The organism is Thermodesulfovibrio aggregans, from assembly GCF_001514535.1.
Taxonomy (GTDB): domain Bacteria; phylum Nitrospirota; class Thermodesulfovibrionia; order Thermodesulfovibrionales; family Thermodesulfovibrionaceae; genus Thermodesulfovibrio; species Thermodesulfovibrio aggregans.
This window is the reverse complement of record NZ_BCNO01000001.1, coordinates 13124-33488: the sequence shown is the minus strand read 5'-3', so window position 1 is coordinate 33488 and position 20365 is coordinate 13124. Positions and strand designations below refer to the sequence as shown.

Annotated in this window: 20 protein-coding genes; 8 read left to right on the top strand and 12 right to left on the bottom strand. The window is 33.9% G+C overall.

Features of this window, described 5'->3' with window-relative positions; all coding sequences use genetic code 11:
• Positions 1 to 33: 33 nt before the first annotated feature.
• Positions 34 to 201: a hypothetical protein gene (locus TAGGR_RS10360; RefSeq protein ID WP_161936147.1), complete on the bottom strand. Its 168-nt coding sequence runs from the start codon at positions 199 to 201 to the stop codon at positions 34 to 36.
• A 250-nt stretch (positions 202 to 451) separates the two neighbouring features.
• Between TAGGR_RS10360 and TAGGR_RS00165 the strand changes: the two genes are divergently transcribed.
• Genes TAGGR_RS00165 through TAGGR_RS00145 form a run of 5 tightly spaced genes read left to right on the top strand, consistent with a single transcriptional unit; the run spans position 452 to position 5923 of the window.
• Entirely contained in the window at positions 452 to 1828 is a 1377-nt protein-coding gene (locus TAGGR_RS00165) for a sensor histidine kinase (protein ID WP_161936146.1), read from the top strand.
• 4 nt (positions 1829 to 1832) lie between these two features.
• Positions 1833 to 3179 (top strand): sigma-54-dependent transcriptional regulator, encoded by a 1347-nt coding sequence (locus TAGGR_RS00160; protein ID WP_059175361.1) that lies wholly within the window; start codon positions 1833 to 1835, stop codon positions 3177 to 3179.
• Positions 3180 to 3222: 43 nt separating this feature from the next.
• Entirely contained in the window at positions 3223 to 4923 is a 1701-nt protein-coding gene (locus TAGGR_RS00155) for a sensor histidine kinase (protein WP_082673494.1), read from the top strand.
• Positions 4920 to 5297, top strand: coding sequence for a response regulator (locus TAGGR_RS00150; RefSeq protein WP_059175359.1), 378 nt, complete (start codon positions 4920 to 4922; stop codon positions 5295 to 5297). Before TAGGR_RS00155 ends, TAGGR_RS00150 begins: the two co-directional genes overlap by 4 nt.
• Positions 5294 to 5923 (top strand): sensor histidine kinase, encoded by a 630-nt coding sequence (locus TAGGR_RS00145; RefSeq protein WP_059175358.1) that lies wholly within the window; start codon positions 5294 to 5296, stop codon positions 5921 to 5923. Before TAGGR_RS00150 ends, TAGGR_RS00145 begins: the two co-directional genes overlap by 4 nt.
• 3 nt (positions 5924 to 5926) lie before the next feature.
• Here the strand turns inward: TAGGR_RS00145 and TAGGR_RS00140 are convergent, their stop codons facing one another.
• Positions 5927 to 6385 carry a response regulator gene (locus tag TAGGR_RS00140; protein WP_059175357.1) on the bottom strand — a complete coding sequence of 153 codons (459 nt, stop codon included), beginning with the start codon at positions 6383 to 6385 and terminating at the stop codon, positions 5927 to 5929.
• Positions 6386 to 6551: 166 nt separating this feature from the next.
• Here TAGGR_RS00140 and TAGGR_RS00135 point away from each other — a divergent pair, with 166 nt between their 5' ends.
• Complete coding sequence (locus TAGGR_RS00135; protein ID WP_059175356.1) at positions 6552 to 7496, top strand: sulfite exporter TauE/SafE family protein; 945 nt, start codon at positions 6552 to 6554, stop codon at positions 7494 to 7496.
• A gap of 12 nt (positions 7497 to 7508) precedes the next feature.
• Positions 7509 to 7919: a hypothetical protein gene (locus TAGGR_RS00130; RefSeq protein ID WP_059175355.1), complete on the top strand. Its 411-nt coding sequence runs from the start codon at positions 7509 to 7511 to the stop codon at positions 7917 to 7919.
• Between the two features lie 33 nt (positions 7920 to 7952).
• Here the strand turns inward: TAGGR_RS00130 and TAGGR_RS00125 are convergent, their stop codons facing one another.
• From TAGGR_RS00125 to TAGGR_RS00090, 8 genes are read right to left on the bottom strand one after another with little or no spacing between them, the layout of a single operon-like run.
• Positions 7953 to 8396 (bottom strand): response regulator, encoded by a 444-nt coding sequence (locus TAGGR_RS00125; RefSeq protein ID WP_059175354.1) that lies wholly within the window; start codon positions 8394 to 8396, stop codon positions 7953 to 7955.
• Positions 8386 to 8784, bottom strand: a complete 399-nt coding sequence (locus tag TAGGR_RS00120) for a response regulator (protein WP_059175353.1) — start codon at positions 8782 to 8784, stop codon at positions 8386 to 8388. The genes TAGGR_RS00125 and TAGGR_RS00120 overlap by 11 nt, the downstream gene beginning before the upstream one ends.
• A gap of 10 nt (positions 8785 to 8794) precedes the next feature.
• Positions 8795 to 9727, bottom strand: a complete 933-nt coding sequence (locus tag TAGGR_RS00115) for a universal stress protein (RefSeq protein WP_059175352.1) — start codon at positions 9725 to 9727, stop codon at positions 8795 to 8797.
• 17 nt (positions 9728 to 9744) lie between these two features.
• Positions 9745 to 11481, bottom strand: a complete 1737-nt coding sequence (locus TAGGR_RS00110) for an ArsB/NhaD family transporter (protein WP_059175351.1) — start codon at positions 11479 to 11481, stop codon at positions 9745 to 9747.
• Positions 11482 to 11490: 9 nt separating this feature from the next.
• Positions 11491 to 12201, bottom strand: coding sequence for an LCIB family protein (locus TAGGR_RS00105; protein WP_059175350.1), 711 nt, complete (start codon positions 12199 to 12201; stop codon positions 11491 to 11493).
• A gap of 9 nt (positions 12202 to 12210) precedes the next feature.
• On the bottom strand, positions 12211 to 13722 hold the full coding sequence (locus TAGGR_RS00100) for an SLC13 family permease (RefSeq protein WP_059175349.1): 1512 nt from the start codon (positions 13720 to 13722) through the stop codon (positions 12211 to 12213).
• Positions 13723 to 13731: 9 nt separating this feature from the next.
• Positions 13732 to 14253 carry a CBS domain-containing protein gene (locus TAGGR_RS00095; RefSeq protein ID WP_059175348.1) on the bottom strand — a complete coding sequence of 174 codons (522 nt, stop codon included), beginning with the start codon at positions 14251 to 14253 and terminating at the stop codon, positions 13732 to 13734.
• Between the two features lie 17 nt (positions 14254 to 14270).
• Complete coding sequence (locus TAGGR_RS00090) at positions 14271 to 15011, bottom strand: GntR family transcriptional regulator (protein ID WP_059175347.1); 741 nt, start codon at positions 15009 to 15011, stop codon at positions 14271 to 14273.
• Between the two features lie 139 nt (positions 15012 to 15150).
• Here TAGGR_RS00090 and TAGGR_RS00085 point away from each other — a divergent pair, with 139 nt between their 5' ends.
• Positions 15151 to 17700: a PEP/pyruvate-binding domain-containing protein gene (locus TAGGR_RS00085; RefSeq protein ID WP_059175346.1), complete on the top strand. Its 2550-nt coding sequence runs from the start codon at positions 15151 to 15153 to the stop codon at positions 17698 to 17700.
• 3 nt (positions 17701 to 17703) lie between these two features.
• On the opposite strand, the gene TAGGR_RS00080 is transcribed toward TAGGR_RS00085, so the two are convergent.
• On the bottom strand, positions 17704 to 18123 hold the full coding sequence (locus TAGGR_RS00080; RefSeq protein ID WP_059175345.1) for a sigma-54-dependent transcriptional regulator: 420 nt from the start codon (positions 18121 to 18123) through the stop codon (positions 17704 to 17706).
• Between the two features lie 11 nt (positions 18124 to 18134).
• Positions 18135 to 20354, bottom strand: coding sequence for a sensor histidine kinase (locus tag TAGGR_RS00075; RefSeq protein ID WP_059175344.1), 2220 nt, complete (start codon positions 20352 to 20354; stop codon positions 18135 to 18137).
• Positions 20355 to 20365: the final 11 nt, after the last annotated feature.

Genomic DNA, 20365 nt, shown 5'->3' with positions numbered 1-20365 from the left:
CTTATTATAAGAAGGAAGCACAAAGCTCCCTTCTTATGCTCTCAACTGTGCTCTTTTTATTTTGTTAGGTTTTATTCTTTTTGTCTGCCTGTCTTCGCTTTTTCCCCGTAAAATTTCTCTTGCTGTATCAAACTCGGCTGATTCGGCAAAAGCTATAGCTACAAAAACTTTTTCAAAAAATCTCGTAAAATTTTTAAACATTTTTTAACCTCCTCAAATTTTTTTCATTATATATAATTATAAGCATTTTTTATGCCAATATAAAAATCTATCTAAATTTGAATTTATAACTATATCATCTTTAACTGAATGTTTCAAAGATAAACTTGCTGTTGCATTTTGCAATTAATATATTTTAAATTAGACTATGTTTCCAAAAAGTATTGCTAAAAAAATAATGTTTTTCTATATTGCCGGGATATTGGTAACTATTATTATATCAGGAGTTTTTTTGTCAGAAATCAGGTTAATTGCTCAAAAAATAGAACTTCAAGAAAGCATCTCAAATTTGTATGAGGCTGTTCTGGAAATAAGAAGAACAGAAAAAAACTTCTTTCTGTATCGCAATGAAAAAGACTATAAGGAAAACTTAACCTATATTAAGTTCATAAAAGAAAGTATAACAAAAGAAAAGTTTGAAGGTTTGAAAATCCATAGAGAAGTAGAAAATCTTTACAATACCTTACAAGAGTATGAAAATATGATGCTCAAATTAAAAGAAAAAATCCATTCGTCTCAGGCTATCACACTTGAACAGGGAATAAGAGAAAAAGGCAAACTTCTTATAAACATCGCAGAAAATATAAAAAATACCGAACAGAAAATAATTAAAAAAAATCTTGACAATATTATCAAATACAGTTTTTTACTGATATACATCTTTTTTGTCATACCTTTTATTTCTTTTGGTTTAACCCTCACAAGAATAATTATAAAACCTCTAAAAGAGCTTGAATCACAAATAAAAGAAATTGCAGAAGGGAAGATGAATCCTATTCAGATTAAGTCTTCTGATAAAGAAATTAAGTCTCTGGTTGAAACCTTTAATAAAATGTTTCATGAATTACAGATCAAACAAAAACAACTGATTCAGGCAGAGAAACTCTCCTCCCTCGGAACACTTCTTTCTGGAATTGCCCACGAATTAAATAATCCTCTGTCAAATATATCAACTTCCTGCCAAATACTGATTGAAGAAATTGAAGAGGCTGATACTAAATATAAAAAAGAACTTCTTCAGGCAATTGAATCACAAACAGAAAGGGCAAAAAATATTATCAGAACAATACTCGATTTCTCAAGAAGAAAGGAACTGAAAAAAGAAACTATTTCAGTCCGGAATTTAATTGATGAAACAATAATTTTAATCAAAGGTGAAATTCCAACAAAAATTAACTTAAGTATTGAGGTAGAAAATAATCTTTTAATTTATGCAGACAAGCAGAGAATACAGCAGGCACTTTTAAATCTTATTAAAAATGCTATTCAGGCATCTGGAAGCGAAGCAGAGGTAAAAATAAAGGCTTACTCATACAGAGATGAAATTTTTGATAGATATCTCTCTCTAAAAAATGAAGGTAAATGCGTGGGAGGGCTCACATGCAATAAAGAATTTATTTCTATTGAAGTTAAAGATACTGGACAGGGTATCCCTCCTGAAATTTTACCAAAAATATTTGAACCTTTTTTTACTACGAAGGAAGGTAAAGGTTCAGGCTTAGGACTTTTTATAACTCAGGAACTGATTAAAGAACATGATGGATGTATATGTGTTGATAGTGAAATCGGCAAAGGAACAACATTTATAGTAATGCTGCCAAAGGAATAAAAAAATGACAAACATTCTTGTAGTGGATGATGAAAAAATAACCTTAAAAAATCTTGAGCATGTCTTAAAAAAAGAAGGTTATGAAGTAACTGCTACCGATAATGGAGTAGAAGCTTTAAAACTCATTGAAAAACAACAGTTTGATATAGTTTTAACAGATATAAAAATGGAAAAAGTTGATGGATTTGAAATATTAAGAAAGTGTAAAAGTCTCTATCCAGATGTAGAAGTAATAATGATAACAGGTTATGCCACTGTTGAAAATGCTGTTGAAGCAATGAGGCAGGGAGCTTTTTATTATATTGCAAAGCCTTTCAAATTAGATATTATAAGAAAGATTATAAAAGAAGCTTCTGAAAAAACAAACCTTAAAAAGGAAGTAAAAAAACTAAAAGAACAACTTGATTTACACGAAAAAGTCACCATAATCACTCAAAACAGCAAAATGTTAAATCTTTTAAAAACAGCACGACAGATAGCTCCTTCAGATTGTAATGTTCTTATAACAGGTGAGTCTGGCACAGGTAAAGAGCTTATTGCAAGATATATCCATTTAAACTCTTTAAGAAAAAATAGCCCTTTTATTGCGATAAACTGCGGAGCTTTTACTGAGGAACTTCTTTCCAATGAGCTTTTTGGACATGAAAAAGGAGCATTTACAGGAGCTACAACATTGAAAAAAGGATTGATTGAAATAGCATCCTCAGGCACTCTATTCCTTGATGAAATAACAGAGATGTCTCCAACAATGCAGGCAAAACTTCTCAGGGTTATTCAGGAAAAAGAGTTTTTCAGACTTGGAGGCATAGAACCAATCAAAGTAGATGTGAGATTCATAGCAGCTACAAACAGGGATATTCGTGAAGAGGTTAAAAAAGGGAACTTTAGAGAAGACCTTTATTACAGATTAAATGTGGTCAACTTTGAAATTCCATCTTTAAGAGAAAGAAAAGATGATATTCCTCTGCTGGTTTCGTATTTTGTGAAAAAATACTCTCTTATTATGAAAAAGGACGTAATGAAGATTTCAGATGAAGCAATGAATCTTCTTATAAACTATGAATATCCGGGGAATGTAAGAGAGCTTGAAAATATTATTGAAAGAGCTGTTGTTCTTTGTAATTCCTCTCAAATTGAGATTGAACATCTTCCAGATGACTTAAAAGACTTAAAAATCCAGATACTTACAAAAAAAGAAGGAAAATTTATGACACTTGATGAACTGGAAAAGGAATATATAATGTGGGTTTTAAAGGAAGTTGGCAACAACAAAACACTTGCAGCACAGATACTTGGAATTGACAGGGTCTCTCTCTGGAGAAAATTGAAAAATTATGGTATAGAAGATTAATCGAAATTTGTTCTACTCATTGAAATCTGCTATAATTTAAAAAATGTTTAATTTTATCAAACAATTTATTACAAAGCTCACCGAAGATAGATACTTTTATCTTAAATTCAGACTAATTCTTTTTAACACATTCTTTGCCATAATTCCTCTTATGATTGTAGTAACCATTACTTATTTTTGGATTTACGAAATAGTTCATGACGAATTCAAAAACAATCTCAGGTGGCAGATGGAGGAAACAAGGCATTCTCTTGAATTTTTTATTTCTGAACGGAAATCTGCTCTTAAATTTATCGTAAGTTCATATCCTCAGGAGTATTTCTCAGATGAGAAGAAATTTTTCCAATTATTTTCAAATTTTAAAAGAGAATTTGAGGGAATTATTGATATGGGAATCATAAACAGTAATGGTATACAGACTCTTTATGTAGGACCTTATCAACTTAAAGGAAAAGACTATTCACAAACAGAGTGGTTTAAAGAGATGACGCTGAAAAGTGATTATGTTACAGATGTTTTTCTTGGTTACAGAAAAATTCCGCATTTTTCAATAATAATAAAAAAAGAAATGCCTTCCGGTGGTGATTTTTGGCTTTTGAGAGTTTCCATAAATATGGATATTCTACAGAAACTTATTTCAAATCTTGAAATCGGCTCACAGGATGATGTATTTCTTATAAATAAACAACTTATACTTCAAACTAACTCCAAGTATTTCGGAAATGCTCTTGAACCACTAAAACTTAATATTATCATAGAAAGAGAATCAGACAGGATAAAAATTTATGATGTTGAACTGAATAAAAAACAGGCTTACATTGCCTATACTTCCATTAGAGAAACTCCATGGATACTTTTAACAACAATATGTTCCAAACCCTATGCTAAAATTCCTACTTTCTTTACAAAAGAAGTAACAATGATAAGTCTTCTGAGTATTGCTATAATTTTCTTTGTTATAACAACTTCAATAAATAATTTAGTAAACAGGGTTCGAAAAGCTGATCATGAAAGGGAAATCGCAATCGCAAATGCAGAGCATGCTGATAAACTCGCATCTATTGGTAGACTTGCAGCAGGTGTTGCTCATGAAATTAACAATCCTCTTGCAATAATAAATGAAAAGGCAGGATTAATGAAAGATCTACTTGAGTATGGAGACCCTTCGCAGAATAAAGAAAAGTTCCTACAGCTTGTAAGTTCTATACAGGATAGTGTAACAAGGTGTAAAACCATAACACATAGACTTTTAAGTTTTTCAAAAAGAATTGACAAAGCAAGAGAGGAATTTAATATTAACGAAGCCATACAGGAAGTTGTCGGATTCATAGAAAAAGAAATTCATAACAAAGGGATTAATATAGTTTATGAATTTCAGGAAGACTTACCCAAAATTACAACAGACAAAGGACAGCTACAGCAAGTTTTATTGAATATAATCAATAATGCTGTTGATGCTGTTGATATAGGTGGAACAATAGAAATTATGACAAGATTAAGCGATAAAAACCATATAAAAATCTCTATCAAAGACAATGGACATGGCATTCCAAAAGATAAACTGAAACATATATTTGAGCCTTTTTATACTACAAAGAAAAAAGGTACAGGATTGGGGCTGTATATTTCCTATGGAATAATAAAAAAACTCGGAGGTGATATTACTGTACAGAGCGAAGAGGGAAAAGGAACTATTTTTACAATAGAAATACCTGTATATCCTGAAGTGGAGGAAATAAAATGAGTAAAGCAAAGGTATTGATTATTGATGACGAATTTGAGCTGGTATCAACATTAACAGAAAGACTAAATTTGAGAGGATATGATGCAACTGGAGTAACCAAATATTCAGATGCTGTTAAATTTTTAAATGAAATACCAGATGTTGTTATTTTGGATATTGGATTGCCTGATATGGATGGATTGGAAGTTTTGAAAAAAATAAAAGAAATAAATTCATCTATTCAGGTAATAATGCTTTCAGGCTATGGAGATAATGAAAAAATAAATAAAAGCCTCATGCATGGAGCATTTGATTATCTGATAAAGCCTGTAGATATTGAAGATTTGGTCTCAAAAATTGAAAGTGCAAAAATTAAAAAGGAGGACATAAAATGATAGAAAAACCTATTGCTTTTATAGGTAAGATTATTGCTGATTTTACTCATGAAATCAATAACCATCTTGCATTAATAAAAGAGTCTGCAGGACTTATAAGTGATATATGCAAAGGCAAAAAATCAATTGATAAAAAGGAAATGCCCTATGTTCTGGAAAGTATTGAGGCAATTGAAAACCAGATAAATAGAAGTGTTAGTTTCATTAATTATTTCAATAGATTTGCGCACAGAATGGATAGTTTAAAAACCAGCTTTAAATTAAACTCAATTATTGAAGAGCTTTTTGAACTTCTAAGAAGATACTCAAACAGAAAAAAAGTTGCTCTCAAATATGATTTACCTTCAAATCTTCCTGATATAAATAATTCACCCTTTTTGTTGCAGTTTGTAATATTCTATGCTATTGACACTTTTTTGAAAAAATCCAGACCTGATACAAATATTACGGTCACAGCTTCATCAGAGAATAATTTAATAAAATTGAAAATACAATACACTGGAGAATTCAACGAAACTTTTACAAACGAAATCTGGTCAATCTCAACAGTTCAGGAGATTGCATCAGTTACCAGTATAAAAATATCTGCCAATGAGAAAACAATTATAATTGAGATACCGATTTAACTTTTATTTTTCCTCTTTGTTTTCCATAATTTTTCTTGCTGTGTCAAACTCTCCTTCTTCGGCAAAGGCAATAGCAGACATGGTAAGTTCAAGTTTTCTCTGATAGGCACCTTTGATTTTATCCATCAGAGTTTCAATATCAACTGGTTTTCTTAAAAATTCATAAGCACCAAGTTTTTGAGCTTCTTCCTGATCTTTTTCGGTTCCATGAGCTGTAAGAATTATAACCTGAGTTGTAGGATATGCCTGTCTTATCTGTCTAAGAACCTCTATTCCATCCATGCCGGGCATTCTGAGGTCAAGAACTATAACATCTGGCTCCTGTTCTTCTGCATATTTTATTGCTTCTTCACCGCTGTATACAGTGTCCGGTTTAAGCTCTCTCATCTCAAGTCTTTTTGCAAGAGTTTTAACAAACTCAACTTCGTCATCTACCAGCAAAACTCTCATCTGTCTTCCCATTTTTTACCTCCTGATAATTTTTGGGTCTTTTAAAAATATTAAAAAAAATTCAGAAAAATGTAAAGAAATTATAAATTATCCCATTATAAAAAATTATAATAACATTTTTTTAGATCATTTATGTAATAATTTTATAATCTTATATTTAAAAAGTCAGGAGGTTAGAATGAAAATAAGAACTCTCGGGATTGTTGTTCTTCTTCTATTTTCCATTTTAATTATCAACCCGGTCTATGCAGAAACATCAACTCCAACAGACAGTTCAATGCCGTGGTGGGCATGGCCCTTGATTTTATTTATTGTAACATTCATACTTGGAGTTTTAGCTGTATTGGGAGGAGTTGGTGGTGGTGTTTTATTTGTTCCAATAGTGGGAGGATTTTTCCCATTTAATATGGACTTTGTAAGAGGTGCCGGGCTTTTTGTGGCTCTGGCAGGAGCTCTTGCAGCAGGTCCTGGACTTTTAAAAAGAGGGTTTGCAGATTTAAGGCTTGCAATTCCTCTTGCTTTAATAGCTTCAGCTTCTGCAATTGTAGGTGCTATGATAGGACTGGCTTTGCCTCCTCATATTGTAAATATTGCACTTGGTGCAACGATTCTTATGATTGTAGCAATTATGCTCCTTGCAAAAAAATCTGAATACCCTGAAGTGCAAAAAGCAGATGCTCTATCACAGGCATTAAAAATAAACGGTATCTATCATGAGATATCAACAGGTAAGGAAATTGAATGGAAGGTTCACAGAACACCACAGGCTCTTTTACTTTTCATAGCCATAGGAATAATGGCAGGCATGTTTGGTCTTGGTGCAGGCTGGGCAAATGTTCCTGTTTTAAATCTCCTGATGGGTGCTCCTCTTAAAGTTTCAGTTGCTACAAGTAAGTTTCTTCTTTCTATAACAGACACATCCGCAGCATGGATTTATCTTAACAATGGTGCAGTCTTACCGATGATGGTTGCTCCAAGTATTGTGGGAATTATGCTTGGTTCCGTGGTGGGCGTGAGAATCCTCGCTGTTGCAAAACCAAAAGTAGTCAGATACATTGTTATCGCCATGCTTCTTTTTGCAGGTGTAAGAGCCCTGCTTAAAGGACTTGGAGTATGGAAATAAGGAGGTTAACAGATGACAAAACATGTTAAAGAAGAACAGATTGCCTATGCAAAACTGCTTGACTGGGGAATGAAAATAGGACTGCTTTTACTTATTGTTACATTCATAATTTATTTAACAGGTATACTTCCTCCTCAGATACCTATATCTGAACTGCCAAAATACTGGAAGCTAAAAGCCCATGAATACCTGGCTTCTGCAGGAATCAGTCCTGGCTGGGCATGGTTAAACATGGTTACAAAAGGAGATTTTTTAAACTTTGTTCCTGTAGCATTTCTTGGTGCTATAACAATTATCTGTTATATAAGAATTCTCCCTATTTTTCTCAAAAATAAGGATATAGCTTACTTTATTTTTGCCCTTGTTGAGTGTATGATTTTACTACTTGCTGCATCAGGACTTTTACATGTAGGAGGACATTAAAAGGAGGAGGCTTAATAAGCCTCCTCTCTCAATTTACCAGGGCTTGCTTTGAAGAATCTCCTTTAAATGTTCTTCATGCTTTTTCTCAATCAGAAGAAATCTCTTATTTTTAGCCTCAGAAATCTTCTGAAGAAGTTTTTCAAAATCAACAGGTTTCTGTAAGAAGTCAATTGCTCCTTCTTTTATTGCTTCAACTCCTGCTTCAACTGTTCCATGTCCTGTAAGAATAATAATCTGTAAATCAGGATGTTTTTGCTTAATCTCCTTTAAAACTTCTATTCCACTTTTACCTGGCATTACAAGGTCAACAACAATGGCATCAAAATCTTTCTGATCAGCCTTTTTAATTGCTTCATCGCCACTTGTTGCAGATTCTACTTTAAGTCCTCTCATGCCAAGCCTTTGTGAGACAACTTTCAGAAACTGTTCCTCATCATCAACAAGTAAAACATTGGCTTTAAGTTCCTCATTTGACATCTGATATTCCCCCCTTTTGTTGAATTTTTTCTCTTATTCTTTCAATCTTTATTATAAGCTCTCTTATATCAATTGGTTTAATTATATACTCAACTGCTCCGCTTTTCATAGCCTCTTCAACAAAATTCATGTTCCCATAAGCTGTGAGCATTATAACCTCTGTTGAAGGATTGAGCTTTTTTACTAATTTAAGAAACTCTATTCCGTTCATCTCGGGCATCCTTATATCAAGTATAACAAGATGAGGTTTAAAACTATAAAGCAAAGGCATTGCCTGAGCAGCTGAATTTACAGTCCTTACATTATATTTCCTAAGAGATAGTCTCTCAGAAAGTGTCTCTACAAAATCAACTTCATCATCAACAAGAAGAATTCTGAAATCCTCCACTTTTCCTGCCCTACTGATTAATTATTGCCACTGTTGATTCAAAACATTTATTTACTACTGCAGAGCTTACCCCACCAAGAACAAGGTCTTTTAAGGCAGAGCGTCCCTTCCTTCCCATAATTACAAGATTATAGTCACCTTCTTCAATTTCCTTTAAAATCTCATCAGCAGGAAATCCTACCCTGCTTTTTGTAATTACTAAGTTTTCAGAAATGCCTTCTTCAGAAAATTTTCTTTTTGCTTTATTAAGAGTTTCCTCTGCTTCTTTTTCAGGGTCAATTCCCTGCCTTACTCTTTCAAGATAAAGAGAAACATTTATTACCCTTAGAACTGTGATATTTTCTATTCCTTTAACAGTTTTTGCAAGGCAAACTGCATGTTCAACAGCTTTCATTGAGTATTCAGAGCCATCAACAGGAACTAAAATTCGGGGAATAGGGCTTTCTTCTGAAATCTTCTGCCCAACAAGATAAATATTCTGATTAAGCAAACCATGAACAACTTTATTTGACACACTTCCAATAATAAAGCTCTTCAGTTCTGACATGCCTCTTCTTGAAAGCATTACTGTCTGAAAACCCTCTTTAGTTGCAATTTCAATTATCTTATTTCCCGGGTCACCTTCTTCTATTCTCTTTGCTATCTCCCCCTTTACGCCTGCTTTTTTAAGAATGCTCTCATATTCATTTAAAAAAGGAGTAATATTTTCTTCAATATGTTTTGCCTTGATCTTTTTAAAAACTTCTGTGCCTTTTAGAAGTTCTGCCCTGAAATCAATATTTTTCATGTGTTCACTGAGATATCCACCAGCCATTACATAAAGAATTGTAATACCAGAACCCTCAATTGTTGAAAGAACTGCTCCTGCAAATTTTATAGCTCTCTTTGAATTCTCACTTCTATCAACAGGCAGTAAAACCTTTTCAAAGGGACACTTTATCATATTTTAACCTCCTCAATTTAGTAAAAAAGCAGTAGCCATACATTACATATTGCTACACTTATTAGCATATACAAAAAGGCATACTTAAAGAAACCGAAAAAGCTTATCCTGTATCCAGCTGCCTCTGCAATTCCCACTGTTACAACATTTGCAGAAGCACCAATCATTGTTCCATTTCCACCAAGACAGGCACCAAGTGCCAGTGCCCACCATAAAACATTGCTCTCTGCTCCCGGAATTACTTTTGTTAGATAGGCAACAATTGGAAGCATTGTTGCAGTGAATGGAATGTTGTCAACAAAGGCACTCATTATTGCAGAAACCCACAAAATCAAGCATATTGCAATTGTGAGATTTCCAGCTGAAAGTTGATGAACCCAGTCTGCAATTACAGCAAGAAGTCCTGCTTCCTCAACAGCACCGACTATAATGAAAAGGAAGATAAAGAATAAAAGTGTTGTCCATTCAATGTCTTTTTCAATTAATTCAAGCATTTTCACTTTCTTTGTTAAAACAGCATATGTGAAAAGAAGTCCTGCACCAAAAAGTGCTGGAATGCTGACTTCCATGTGCCATATTCCATGAGTTGCAAAGAAGGATACAACAAGTGCCATTATAAACAATCCATAACCAAGAAGTGTTTTATCAGTGATTTTGTATTCCTCTCTGAGATAGCTAATAAATGCGTTAACATCATCAACTTTACCCTTTTTGTATTCCTTTGAGTAGAAAAATTTATTGTATATGACAAGGGCAATCATACTTATAATTACAACAGGTGTGAGGGCATATACAAACTGCATAAATGTAAGTCCCGTATAGGAGCCAATCATTATGTTTGGTGGATCACCGATAAGAGTTGCTGTTCCACCGACATTTGATGCCATTATTCCTGGAATTAAAAGAGAAAGAGGATTAATTTTCAATGCAATTGCAATCTCTATCAAAACAGGGGTGTAAAGAAGCATTGTTGTAACATTATCAAGAAAAGCAGAGGTGAATGCAATAAAAAAGCATGATATTACAGCAAGAGTCATTACATTTCCTCTTGCAATTTTATAGGACATATAGGCACACCACTGGAAAACGCCTGTGTGTTTGAGAACTCCTATAATTATCATCATTCCCATAAGAAGAAAGATAACATTCATATCAATTGCTTCAATTGCTCTCTCAAAAGAGATAATGTGAAACTCTGGATTAAAAGTTCCAAGTGTGTATGTGAGTATCAGCATTGTTGCTGCACCAATCATTGCAGCAACTGTTCTGTGAAGAAGCTCAAAGGAAATCAAAGCATAGGCAATCAAAAATACAGCAGTTGCAATCCAGAAAGCAGGTCCCAGATGACGCTGAATCATAATATCCCTGCTTATATAAAACTCATTTCCTTTGACTGCAAAATCCTCTTTTTTGAAATCAACTGTTGTTCTCTTATAGGAACTTTTTACAATCTCAATCTGAATTTTTGCTGTATCAATTTCACCTTTTGGAAGCTGAAATTTAAGTTGAAATGTTCCATGACTGGATGTGACAGTTTTTTCAGTCTCCTTATGGTCTGTGATTATCTTATGTGGTTTTCCATTAACAAAAAGAGTAATTTCTGCTTCTTTTACAGGCTCTTTATGGGAATCAAGAATTGTTCCTGAAATATAGAATACATCCATATTTTCTTTTGAATTTTCTGCTTCAGTGGCAAAGGCAGAAACATTAAAAAGCAAAAGACAGAAGAAAAACAGAAAAATTAATCTTTTCATGGGTCCTCCTTAGATCTCTAATTTTTTCCTCTCTCCATCAATAATCACATAGGATTCATCTGGAACAATGTAGTTTTCCTCTGGTCCGTGAATCTGAATTCCCGAGATAACAGCATAGTCAGCTTTTTTTGGGTCAACAACCTTTTGTATTATATTTTCAAGGTCTTCAACAATTGCTTTGAGGGTAATTTTTGTAAGGGTTAAAAGGTCTGGCACCTCTCCGTATTTGAGTTCTCTTAATAACCTTCTTTTAAGAAGACTTTCCTCAATGTCTTCTTCATCAAGTCTTATATTGATTTTCCCACTAGCAAGCTCATTTAAAAAGAGACATAATGCACCACAGGCATGGGATTTTTCAAGTCCCTTTCTTTTGCATACACCCATATTTTCATTTTCATCAATGGCAATATGGGAAAAGGCATAAAATACATATCTTTCTTTTCCACCAACCTTTGGGGCATGACTTATAAAGGCTTTCATGCCAGTCTTACCGGCTGTAAACAAGCCGGCAAGACTGGAAAAATTAAATGCCTCACCCCACATTCTTTTTACATGACTTCTTATGGTCTGAGAAATCTCGTCTCTACAGACACAAACTGATGCTATTGCATTGTCATCGGTAAATCCATAACCCTTTAATACATCATAGGACCTTTTAATAAAGTCATACTCTTTATAAAATCTGCCAAAAATCTTTTCCAAAATTGGCTTAATAACCATAAAATACTCCTATTTTAAAAGTATTGGCATCCCCAGAAGGGGCCAGACTGTAACAAGAAATACTGCAAGCACTAAAATCAAAATAATGCTCATTGGAATACCGTGCTTGAAAAACTCACCTGGTGTAAACTGACCTGACTGATAGGCAATTGCATTGGGTGCTGCACCAATGAGGAGAAGAAAAGGCATTCCTGCTGTAACAAGAGATGCATAAAGTATAACATCGGGTGCTACACCAAGATAGTTTGCAATAACAAGGGAAACAGGCAGTGAAATAGCAATTGCAGCCACATTCATTATGAAGTTTGTCATTATGAGAACAAAGGTTGCAATTGCAAGGACAAATACAATCCATGGTGCCTGCTGGAACATGACAAGCCAGTTTACAGCAAGCCACTGGGCAGCACCTGTTTTCCACAGACAGAAACCTATGCTCATCGCACCGCTGAAAAGTAAGATTATATTCCATGGAATCTCTTCAAGCTCTTTTATTGTAAGAACTCCTGTCAGGAAGAAAAGAAGCGTTGAACAGAGCATTATTGCAGAACGGTCAAGAGGCTTGAGAGCAGGAACAAAGGACTGAAGGGACATCACACATATAACTGCCAGAACGCAGATTATTACAAACTTTTCCTGCCCTGTCATTGGTCCCAGTTCTTTCATCATTGTTTTTACTTTGTCCTTTAAACCATGAATTGCTTTCTTTTCAGGTTTGAGAAATACCATGAGATAAACCCATATAAGAAATACCATTATCCATCCAACTAAGAACATGTATTTTGTAAGTTCAAAAAATCCTATGTCTCTTCCTGTGAACTCTTTAAACATGCCTGCTGCTGCTGGACCACGAGCTGCACCGAGAAATGTAACAATACTTCCTGCACCTGCAGCATAAGCCATACCTATGAAAAGAGACTTACCAAAATTTGTTGGTTTGTCTCCTTCTCCATAAAGAGCATTTATGGCAAGAAGGATTGGAAATACAGTAGCTGCTGCTGCAGTATGTGCCATCAGGTGAGCCAGCCCTGCTGTGACAACAAGTGCACCAAGAACAATCATGCTTGTCCTTTCGCCAACAACATTGAGCATGTTGTAAGCAAGTCTCTTTGTAAGTCCTGTTTTTGTAAAGGCAAGTCCAACAACAACAGAACCGAATATAAACATAACAGATGGATCCATAAAATCACGGAAAGCATCCTTTGCTGAACGAATTGCGAATATTGCCTGAAAAACTCCTATAGCAATACTTGTAACACCTATTGGAACAACCTCAAAAACCCACCATATACCAGCCATCATAAATAATGCAATTGCTCCTTTTGCTTCTTTTGAAAGTGGAAAATGTTTTCCCATCGGGTCTACAGCATCGGGCCAAGCAGGTGAGAAATAGATTCCAAAGAAAAAGGCAAGTCCTAAAAAGATAAAAAATATTCTTTTCCAGTTAATCTTTCTTTTTTCCTTTGCCACATAGATTTCAGGTGGTGGTTCAGGTAAACCTTCTGGTCTTTTTTTCTCAGCCATTTGTTCCTCCTATTCTTTTATGATTTCTTCTGAAATTGCATCAAATACTTCAACCATTCTTACAATGCCAACAAACTTCTTCTTGTCCTCAATAACAGGCAACACTGGAAGGTCAAAATGAATCATCAGATATGCAGCCTTTGTAACAGGGTCACCTGGGTCAACAAAATGCTTTGCAGGAACCATTATCTCGCTAACTGGTTTCTGAGCAAGCTTTTTTGACTCCTCTTTAAAAAGACTATCCCAGACAACTGCAAGCCCTGTTTTTTCTTCCTCTAAAACCTGTGCCTTTGCTGGTTGTTTAAGAAATGTAGGTTCAAGCCCTCTTAAAATATCCTTTAATGTTACAGTTCCAAGAAGATTATACTTTTCATCAAAAACAAGCACAGCAAGCGGATCCATGTGTTTTTCAGGCTGAATAAAAGAAGCCTTCACAACCTTGATTGCCTGTTCAATACTGAACCAGTAGGGAATATGAGGATACTCAAATATTCCCAGCATCACATCCTTTACTAATTTTCCATCTGACATACCCCACCTCCTAAGGTTTATAATGCTTTTCTCTGAAAAGCAATAAATAATTTATTCCCGTCATTTCTTTTGTAAAATCTGTTAAGAAGAATAACCGTATCTCCTGAGAAAACCTTCTGAGTCATCAAAATAGCAGGAGAGTTTTCGGATATTCCGAAAGACTGTGCCAGTTCTTTATTTAAAAAAATTAATTCAAAGTAATTGTTAACCTTCGTTGTTTTTATGCTATATTTTTTCTCAAAAAGGTCAATTATTGACTGAGTCTCAATGTCTTCTTCAAGCAGATGAGGACATATATTAAATGGAATGAAGGATTCCTGTAAAATAGAGGGCTCATCCTGAACAAGCCATAGAATTTTTACATATATTACATGCCTGTTTTCAGGAATATTCAGCTCTTTGCTTAAATCACCTACAGGCATCATTACTGTTTTTGCAAGAACATTCTTTCTAAAAACTGAATCATCCTCAACCCATAGTTTTTTGAATACCGTTGTCATTATCAATCCTTCTGAGATATAGTTGGTGCTTACAAATGTCCCCTTGCCCTGCTGCCTTGTTAGATAACCCTGCCTTACAAGTTCTAAAACAGCATTTCTTACAGTAGCCCTGCTTACATTAAACATTTTACAGAGTTGCTCCTCAGTGGGAATCTGCATGCCCGCAGTCCATTCTTTGTTTTCAATTTTTTTCTTGAGAATATCAAATAACTGCAAATACAACTTCTCATGCTCATCCCTGCTTATTAACTCTACCATTTTTACCTCTTGTTATATTGTAATAACATTATTATATTGTTATAATGTAACATTGTAATTTTATATATCATACTTGAGGTTGAAAATTTTGTCAAAAAAAATTATGTTATAAAGGGATTAAAATCGTTTATAATGAAACATGGTAGATTTTTGGGGTTTTTTTAAGTCTAAAACTAAAAAAACAGAGGAGAAAGAAAAACTGAAAGCACTTTTAAAAGAAAAATACTCCTATTTTCAGAAAGTCCTTAATGAAAATAATCATGTTCTAAGCATAATGGCTGACCTTGAGGAAAAACTCTCCGGTGAGTATCTCTTTGATATGCATTACATAAAAACAAGTGTTACTGCTATATCTGATGGGGTTAGAGATATAATTGAAAACCTTAATGCTCTTTCTGAAGGAAAGTATAAAGCATTAGAAAAAGTTTATAGTGAAATAAAAGAAAAAATTGAAAAAATTCTCGCATCAAAAATAGAAATACCTGTTACAGATTTCACAATTTCTCTTGACAAACTTGATAAGGACTCTGTAACCATTGCTGGTGGCAAAATAGCCCATCTTGCAGAACTCAAAAATATCCTTAAGCTACCAACACCTGAAGGATTTTCAGTAACTTCCTATGCTTTTTTGAAGTTTCTTGAATTAACAGGAATTAAAGAAAAAATTTCTGAAATTTTAAATAGTGTTGAAATAACAAAAATTGATGAATTAACCAGAGCAAGTGAAAAAATTCAGCAATTAATCATAAATGCCAAAGTTCCTGATGAGATTGCAAATTCCATAAAAAAATCCTACGAAGAACTCTGTAAAAAAATCAATAAAAAATGCGCTGTTTCAGTAAGAAGCAGTGCTATTCATGAGGACTCTGACTTTAGTTTTGCCGGTCAGTACTCATCTTTTCTTAATGTTCCCGAGGATTTAATAGTAGAAACTTACAAGAAAGTTATAGCAAGTCTTTTCAATACAAGGGCGATATTTTATTTCAAAACAAAGGGATTTTCTGAAACAGAGATGGTAATGGCTGCGGGTGTTCTTTCAATGGTAAATGCAAAGGCTGGTGGTGTTATGTATTCTAAAAATCCAAATAATCCTGAAAGTGAAAACATAATAATAAATGCAGTTAAGGGGCTTGGCAAATTAGTTGTTGATGGTGCTGTCACAGCTGAAACCTATATAGTTAGCAGAAAACCTGACATATCAATACTGGAAAAAATTCCAGGTAAACAAAACAAAATGCTTTTATGTAAAGAAGAAGGAGACATAGAAGAAATTCCTCTACCAGACAGCCATGCTACGCTTTCTTTAAGTGATGAACAGATTGTTGAGTTGTCAAAAATGGCTTTGAAAATTGAAGAGTATTACGGATGTCCACAGGATATTGAATGGGCAGTTGATGAGAACGACAATATCTTTATCCTTCAGGCAAGACCCCTGAGAATTATAGAAAAGAAAGAAAGTAAAGTACTTTTACCTACAAGAATTAAAGACTACAATATTTTAGTTGAAAAAGGCATTACTGCATGTAAAGGTGTGGGATATGGAAAAGCCTTTGTTTTAAAATCTGAAGAGGAATTAAAAGACTTTTCAGAAGGAGATGTTCTTGTTGCAAAGCATACAAATCCAAAGTATGTGGTCATAATGAATAAAGCTTCTGCAATTGTTACTGATGTGGGAAGCCCAACAGGACATATGGCATCTCTGTCAAGAGAATATAATGTGCCTACTTTGATTAATACTGAAAATGCTACAAAAATGATAAAACATGGACAGGAAATAACTGTAGATGCAACAAACTGTGTAATTTATGAAGGGAAAGTTGAAGAACTCATTGAAGCATATAAAAGTATTAAGGAACCTTTTAAAGAGACAACCTTGTTCAAAACCCTTCAAAAAGTTTTAAAACTTATTGTTCCTCTCTATCTTGTTGATCCCTTAGCAGAGGAGTTCAAACCTGAAAACTGTAAAACATTTCATGATATTACAAGATTCTGTCACGAGATGGTCATGTATGAAATGTTTACCATGTGGGATAAATATGACAGCGAACACCATGCTGTTCCTTTGATTGCAGAAATTCCTATTGGTGTACTTGTTCTTGATATAGAAGGTGGACTTAAGGAGGATGTAAGAAAGGCTACTCCAGAAAATATTATTTCAATCCCTCTTCAAGCCATCTTAAGAGGGATGAGAAGTATGCAGTGGCCCGGTCCTCCACCTGTTGATGCTAAAGGATTTCTTGAGATGGTTGCCCATACTGTTTCAATACCTGAAGAACAGTTGAGAGAGACAGCTAAAAAGAGTTTCTGCATAATAACAAAAAACTATATGAACTTTAGCATCCGTCTTGGTTATCATTTTTCAATGATTGAAGCATACACAGGAGAAAATATAAATGACAACTACATTAAATTTTTCTTCAAAGGTGGTGGTGCAGCACTTGATAGAAGATTAAGAAGAGTAAAACTCATAACTGAAATTTTAAAAAAGATGAACTTTAGAGTCTCAGTAAAAGAAGATGTTATAGATGCGATTTTAACAAAATATACAATACCGGAAATAGAAAAAAGACTTGAAATTCTTGGAAAACTTACAGCCTATACAAAACAGCTTGATATGGTATTATTTAATGACATGGTTGCCCAGATGTATACAGAGGACTTTATAAAAAAGCATATAAAAGATATTTAGCCTTCAGGAATTGCCTTTAAGTTTTTCCCTGAGCATTTTGTTTTCCCTCTGAACTCTCAACCATTTCAAAGCTTTTTCTATTGTAAATAGAATCTGCTCTTTTTTAAAGGGTTTGGTGATAAAGTCAAATCCTCCTTTTTCTATTGCCTCCTGAGCAGCATCAATGGTTCCGTAGGCAGTGATTATTATAACTGGAACATCTTCATCACGCTTTTTAACCTCTTCAAGAAGTTGAAGTCCGTCAAGTCCTGGCATCTTAAGGTCTGTTATGACAAGGTCATAATCACCCTTTTTTGCTAACTCAACTGCTTCAACAGGATTGTTTGTAGTTGTAACTTCATAAGGTGTTTTTTCCCGTAAAATCATTGAAAGCAATTTAAGCATATCTGGTTCATCATCAACAATTAAAATTTTCTCTGGCATAAATCCTCCTTCTATTCTTTTGATGCTGGTAGTTTTATTATAAATTTTGTTCCTGTTGTCTCTGATTCTTCCTTTGTTTTGGTTTCAAATGTAATTATACCATTGTGTTTTTTAATAATGTTATAAGATACCCATAATCCAAGACCCGTGCCTTTTCCAACTTCTTTGGTTGTAAAGAAAGGATCAAAAATTCTATGCCTGTGTTCTTTCGGAATTCCGCAACCTGTATCAGAGATGCAAACTTCAATCCATTGTCCATCATATCCTGTGGATATAGTTAATACACCACCGCCTTTCATAACATGAATAGCATTATTAATTATATTGAAGAATACCTGCTGAAGTTCTCCTGCATTGCCTTTTACATGAGGTAAATTCTTTTGTAACTCTTTTTTTATCTCAATGTTGTTAATGGTTATTGTATTGTTCATTACATCAACAACACTTTCTATACATTCATTAATATCAACAGGCTGTTCCTTCTGTTCCCTGTGTCTTACAAAACTAAGAAGATTTTCAACTATTCTTTTAGCATTTGTTGCTTGTTTTTCAATAGTTTTTAAAATATCGTACTGCTCAGACTGAGGAGGTGTCTTTTCAATTAATAGATCTGTAAAACCTAAAATTATTGCAAGAGGATTATTTATCTCATGAGCAACTCCTGCTGCAAGAGTTCCTAAAGAAGCCAACTTCTCAGTGTAGTAACTCTGTTCTTCCATTTTCTTTCTATCAGTTATATCACGGGCAATTCCAAGTATGGAATAGATGTTTCCTTTTTCATCCTTTAAAGCTCTTAAATTGGTATTGAACCAATAATCCCTCCCATCTGAAAATACTCTGTGCGTAATCTGACTACTTTGCCCTGTTTTAAAGATTTGCTTTATTTTTATCGCAAGGATTACTCCATCAGGTAAAAAAACTTCAGAGATGGGCTGTCCAAATATCTGGGTGTCCTGTTTTTTAAAGAACTCAAGACCGAATTTATTCATTGAAACTATTTTACCATCACTGTCAACGGTAAATATAATGTCTTCTGCATTCTCTATTAGGGATTTATATTTTTCTTCTGATTTCTTTAATTCATCAGTTTTTTTCGTAACCTCTCTTTCAAGTATATTTGACCATGTAACAAGTATAAAGTTTATAAAAAGTCCACCAAGTAAAATTATAATTACTATAATTCCCTGAAGAATCATCTGCTGGGTGTGAACTGTTTGTATTGCACCTTCAACTTCACTTATGGGAGCAACAACTGCAATAGACCACATTATTGAATTTGGGGGTTCTTTTAATTTTATAGGGGCAAAGGCAATAAGTTTCTTTATTTCACCTTCCATACCTCTATGCCATCCTGAAATATACCAGCTTGTTCCTTCTTCTCCTTTAAGCATCTTTTCTCTCTGAATTTCATTAATTCTTGTGAATGATATGGTGGGCTTTTTACCTTTTCTTGCTTCAAAAGCATTCTGTCCTATAAAACTTTGTTCTTCGTGATAAAGGAATATACCCCTTTTATCTATAACCCATGCATATCCTGTCTTTCCTGACCTGATTTTTTTTGTAACCTTACTTACCAGATAGGTAACGTCAACAGTAAAAATCAGAGCACCTGAAAACTTATTTGTAGGAACGGGATGTGACTCATCTATTGATATCTGCCATACGGGAATAATCATTTTCATTATAAGAGTTTTTGAATTTTCTTCATCTGGACAGGGTGTTATTTCAGTAAAAAATATTTGACCTTTGTTTTTTTCTTCAGATGCCCACTTTAAAAATCTTTTTTCATCCTGATTAATTGATTCTATCAAACATTTTTTTCCTTCAATAATTCTATATGCCTTCTGAGTTTTAGCCTCAATTAATTTAATCTCTCTAACTCCCTCATATTTTACACTTGAAAAGGTAATGTTCATTCTATTTATAAGTGCAGGCTTTTCTGAATACTGAATTGCTGGAGAAAGACTAAGAAGAGTTATTTCTCTTTTGAGTAACTCAATTGAGTTTTCTATCTGACTTGCTGCATGCTTTGCAAGCATGAGCTGTTGCTGGTTAAAATCTTCTGTGACGATTTCTGTGATTTTTTTTGTAGATAGCACTCCAAGAAATAAAACCATTCCAAGAAGAATTATCATAACTACAGTGATGAGCAATTTAAAGTACCTGAAGTTAAAGGGATGATATTTTTCAATAAGAGCCAGCAATTTATTTACAATTTTCTGTAAAAACATTTTCTCTCTGT

Excerpts from the sequence above, each read along its gene's own strand:
- TAGGR_RS10360 (WP_161936147.1), bottom strand. The coding sequence starts at position 201 with ATGTTTAAAAATTTTACGAGATTTTTTGAAAAAGTTTTTGTAGCTATA.
- TAGGR_RS00160 (WP_059175361.1), top strand. The coding sequence starts at position 1,833 with ATGACAAACATTCTTGTAGTGGATGATGAAAAAATAACCTTAAAAAAT.
- TAGGR_RS00155 (WP_082673494.1), top strand. The coding sequence starts at position 3,223 with ATGTTTAATTTTATCAAACAATTTATTACAAAGCTCACCGAAGATAGA.
- TAGGR_RS00150 (WP_059175359.1), top strand. The coding sequence starts at position 4,920 with ATGAGTAAAGCAAAGGTATTGATTATTGATGACGAATTTGAGCTGGTA.
- TAGGR_RS00145 (WP_059175358.1), top strand. The coding sequence starts at position 5,294 with ATGATAGAAAAACCTATTGCTTTTATAGGTAAGATTATTGCTGATTTT.
- TAGGR_RS00140 (WP_059175357.1), bottom strand. The coding sequence starts at position 6,385 with ATGGGAAGACAGATGAGAGTTTTGCTGGTAGATGACGAAGTTGAGTTT.
- TAGGR_RS00135 (WP_059175356.1), top strand. The coding sequence starts at position 6,552 with ATGAAAATAAGAACTCTCGGGATTGTTGTTCTTCTTCTATTTTCCATT.
- TAGGR_RS00130 (WP_059175355.1), top strand. The coding sequence starts at position 7,509 with ATGACAAAACATGTTAAAGAAGAACAGATTGCCTATGCAAAACTGCTT.
- TAGGR_RS00125 (WP_059175354.1), bottom strand. The coding sequence starts at position 8,396 with ATGTCAAATGAGGAACTTAAAGCCAATGTTTTACTTGTTGATGATGAG.
- TAGGR_RS00115 (WP_059175352.1), bottom strand. The coding sequence starts at position 9,727 with ATGATAAAGTGTCCCTTTGAAAAGGTTTTACTGCCTGTTGATAGAAGT.
- TAGGR_RS00110 (WP_059175351.1), bottom strand. The coding sequence starts at position 11,481 with ATGAAAAGATTAATTTTTCTGTTTTTCTTCTGTCTTTTGCTTTTTAAT.
- TAGGR_RS00105 (WP_059175350.1), bottom strand. The coding sequence starts at position 12,201 with ATGGTTATTAAGCCAATTTTGGAAAAGATTTTTGGCAGATTTTATAAA.
- TAGGR_RS00100 (WP_059175349.1), bottom strand. The coding sequence starts at position 13,722 with ATGGCTGAGAAAAAAAGACCAGAAGGTTTACCTGAACCACCACCTGAA.
- TAGGR_RS00095 (WP_059175348.1), bottom strand. The coding sequence starts at position 14,253 with ATGTCAGATGGAAAATTAGTAAAGGATGTGATGCTGGGAATATTTGAG.
- TAGGR_RS00090 (WP_059175347.1), bottom strand. The coding sequence starts at position 15,011 with ATGGTAGAGTTAATAAGCAGGGATGAGCATGAGAAGTTGTATTTGCAG.
- TAGGR_RS00085 (WP_059175346.1), top strand. The coding sequence starts at position 15,151 with ATGGTAGATTTTTGGGGTTTTTTTAAGTCTAAAACTAAAAAAACAGAG.
- TAGGR_RS00080 (WP_059175345.1), bottom strand. The coding sequence starts at position 18,123 with ATGCCAGAGAAAATTTTAATTGTTGATGATGAACCAGATATGCTTAAA.
- TAGGR_RS00075 (WP_059175344.1), bottom strand. The coding sequence starts at position 20,354 with ATGTTTTTACAGAAAATTGTAAATAAATTGCTGGCTCTTATTGAAAAA.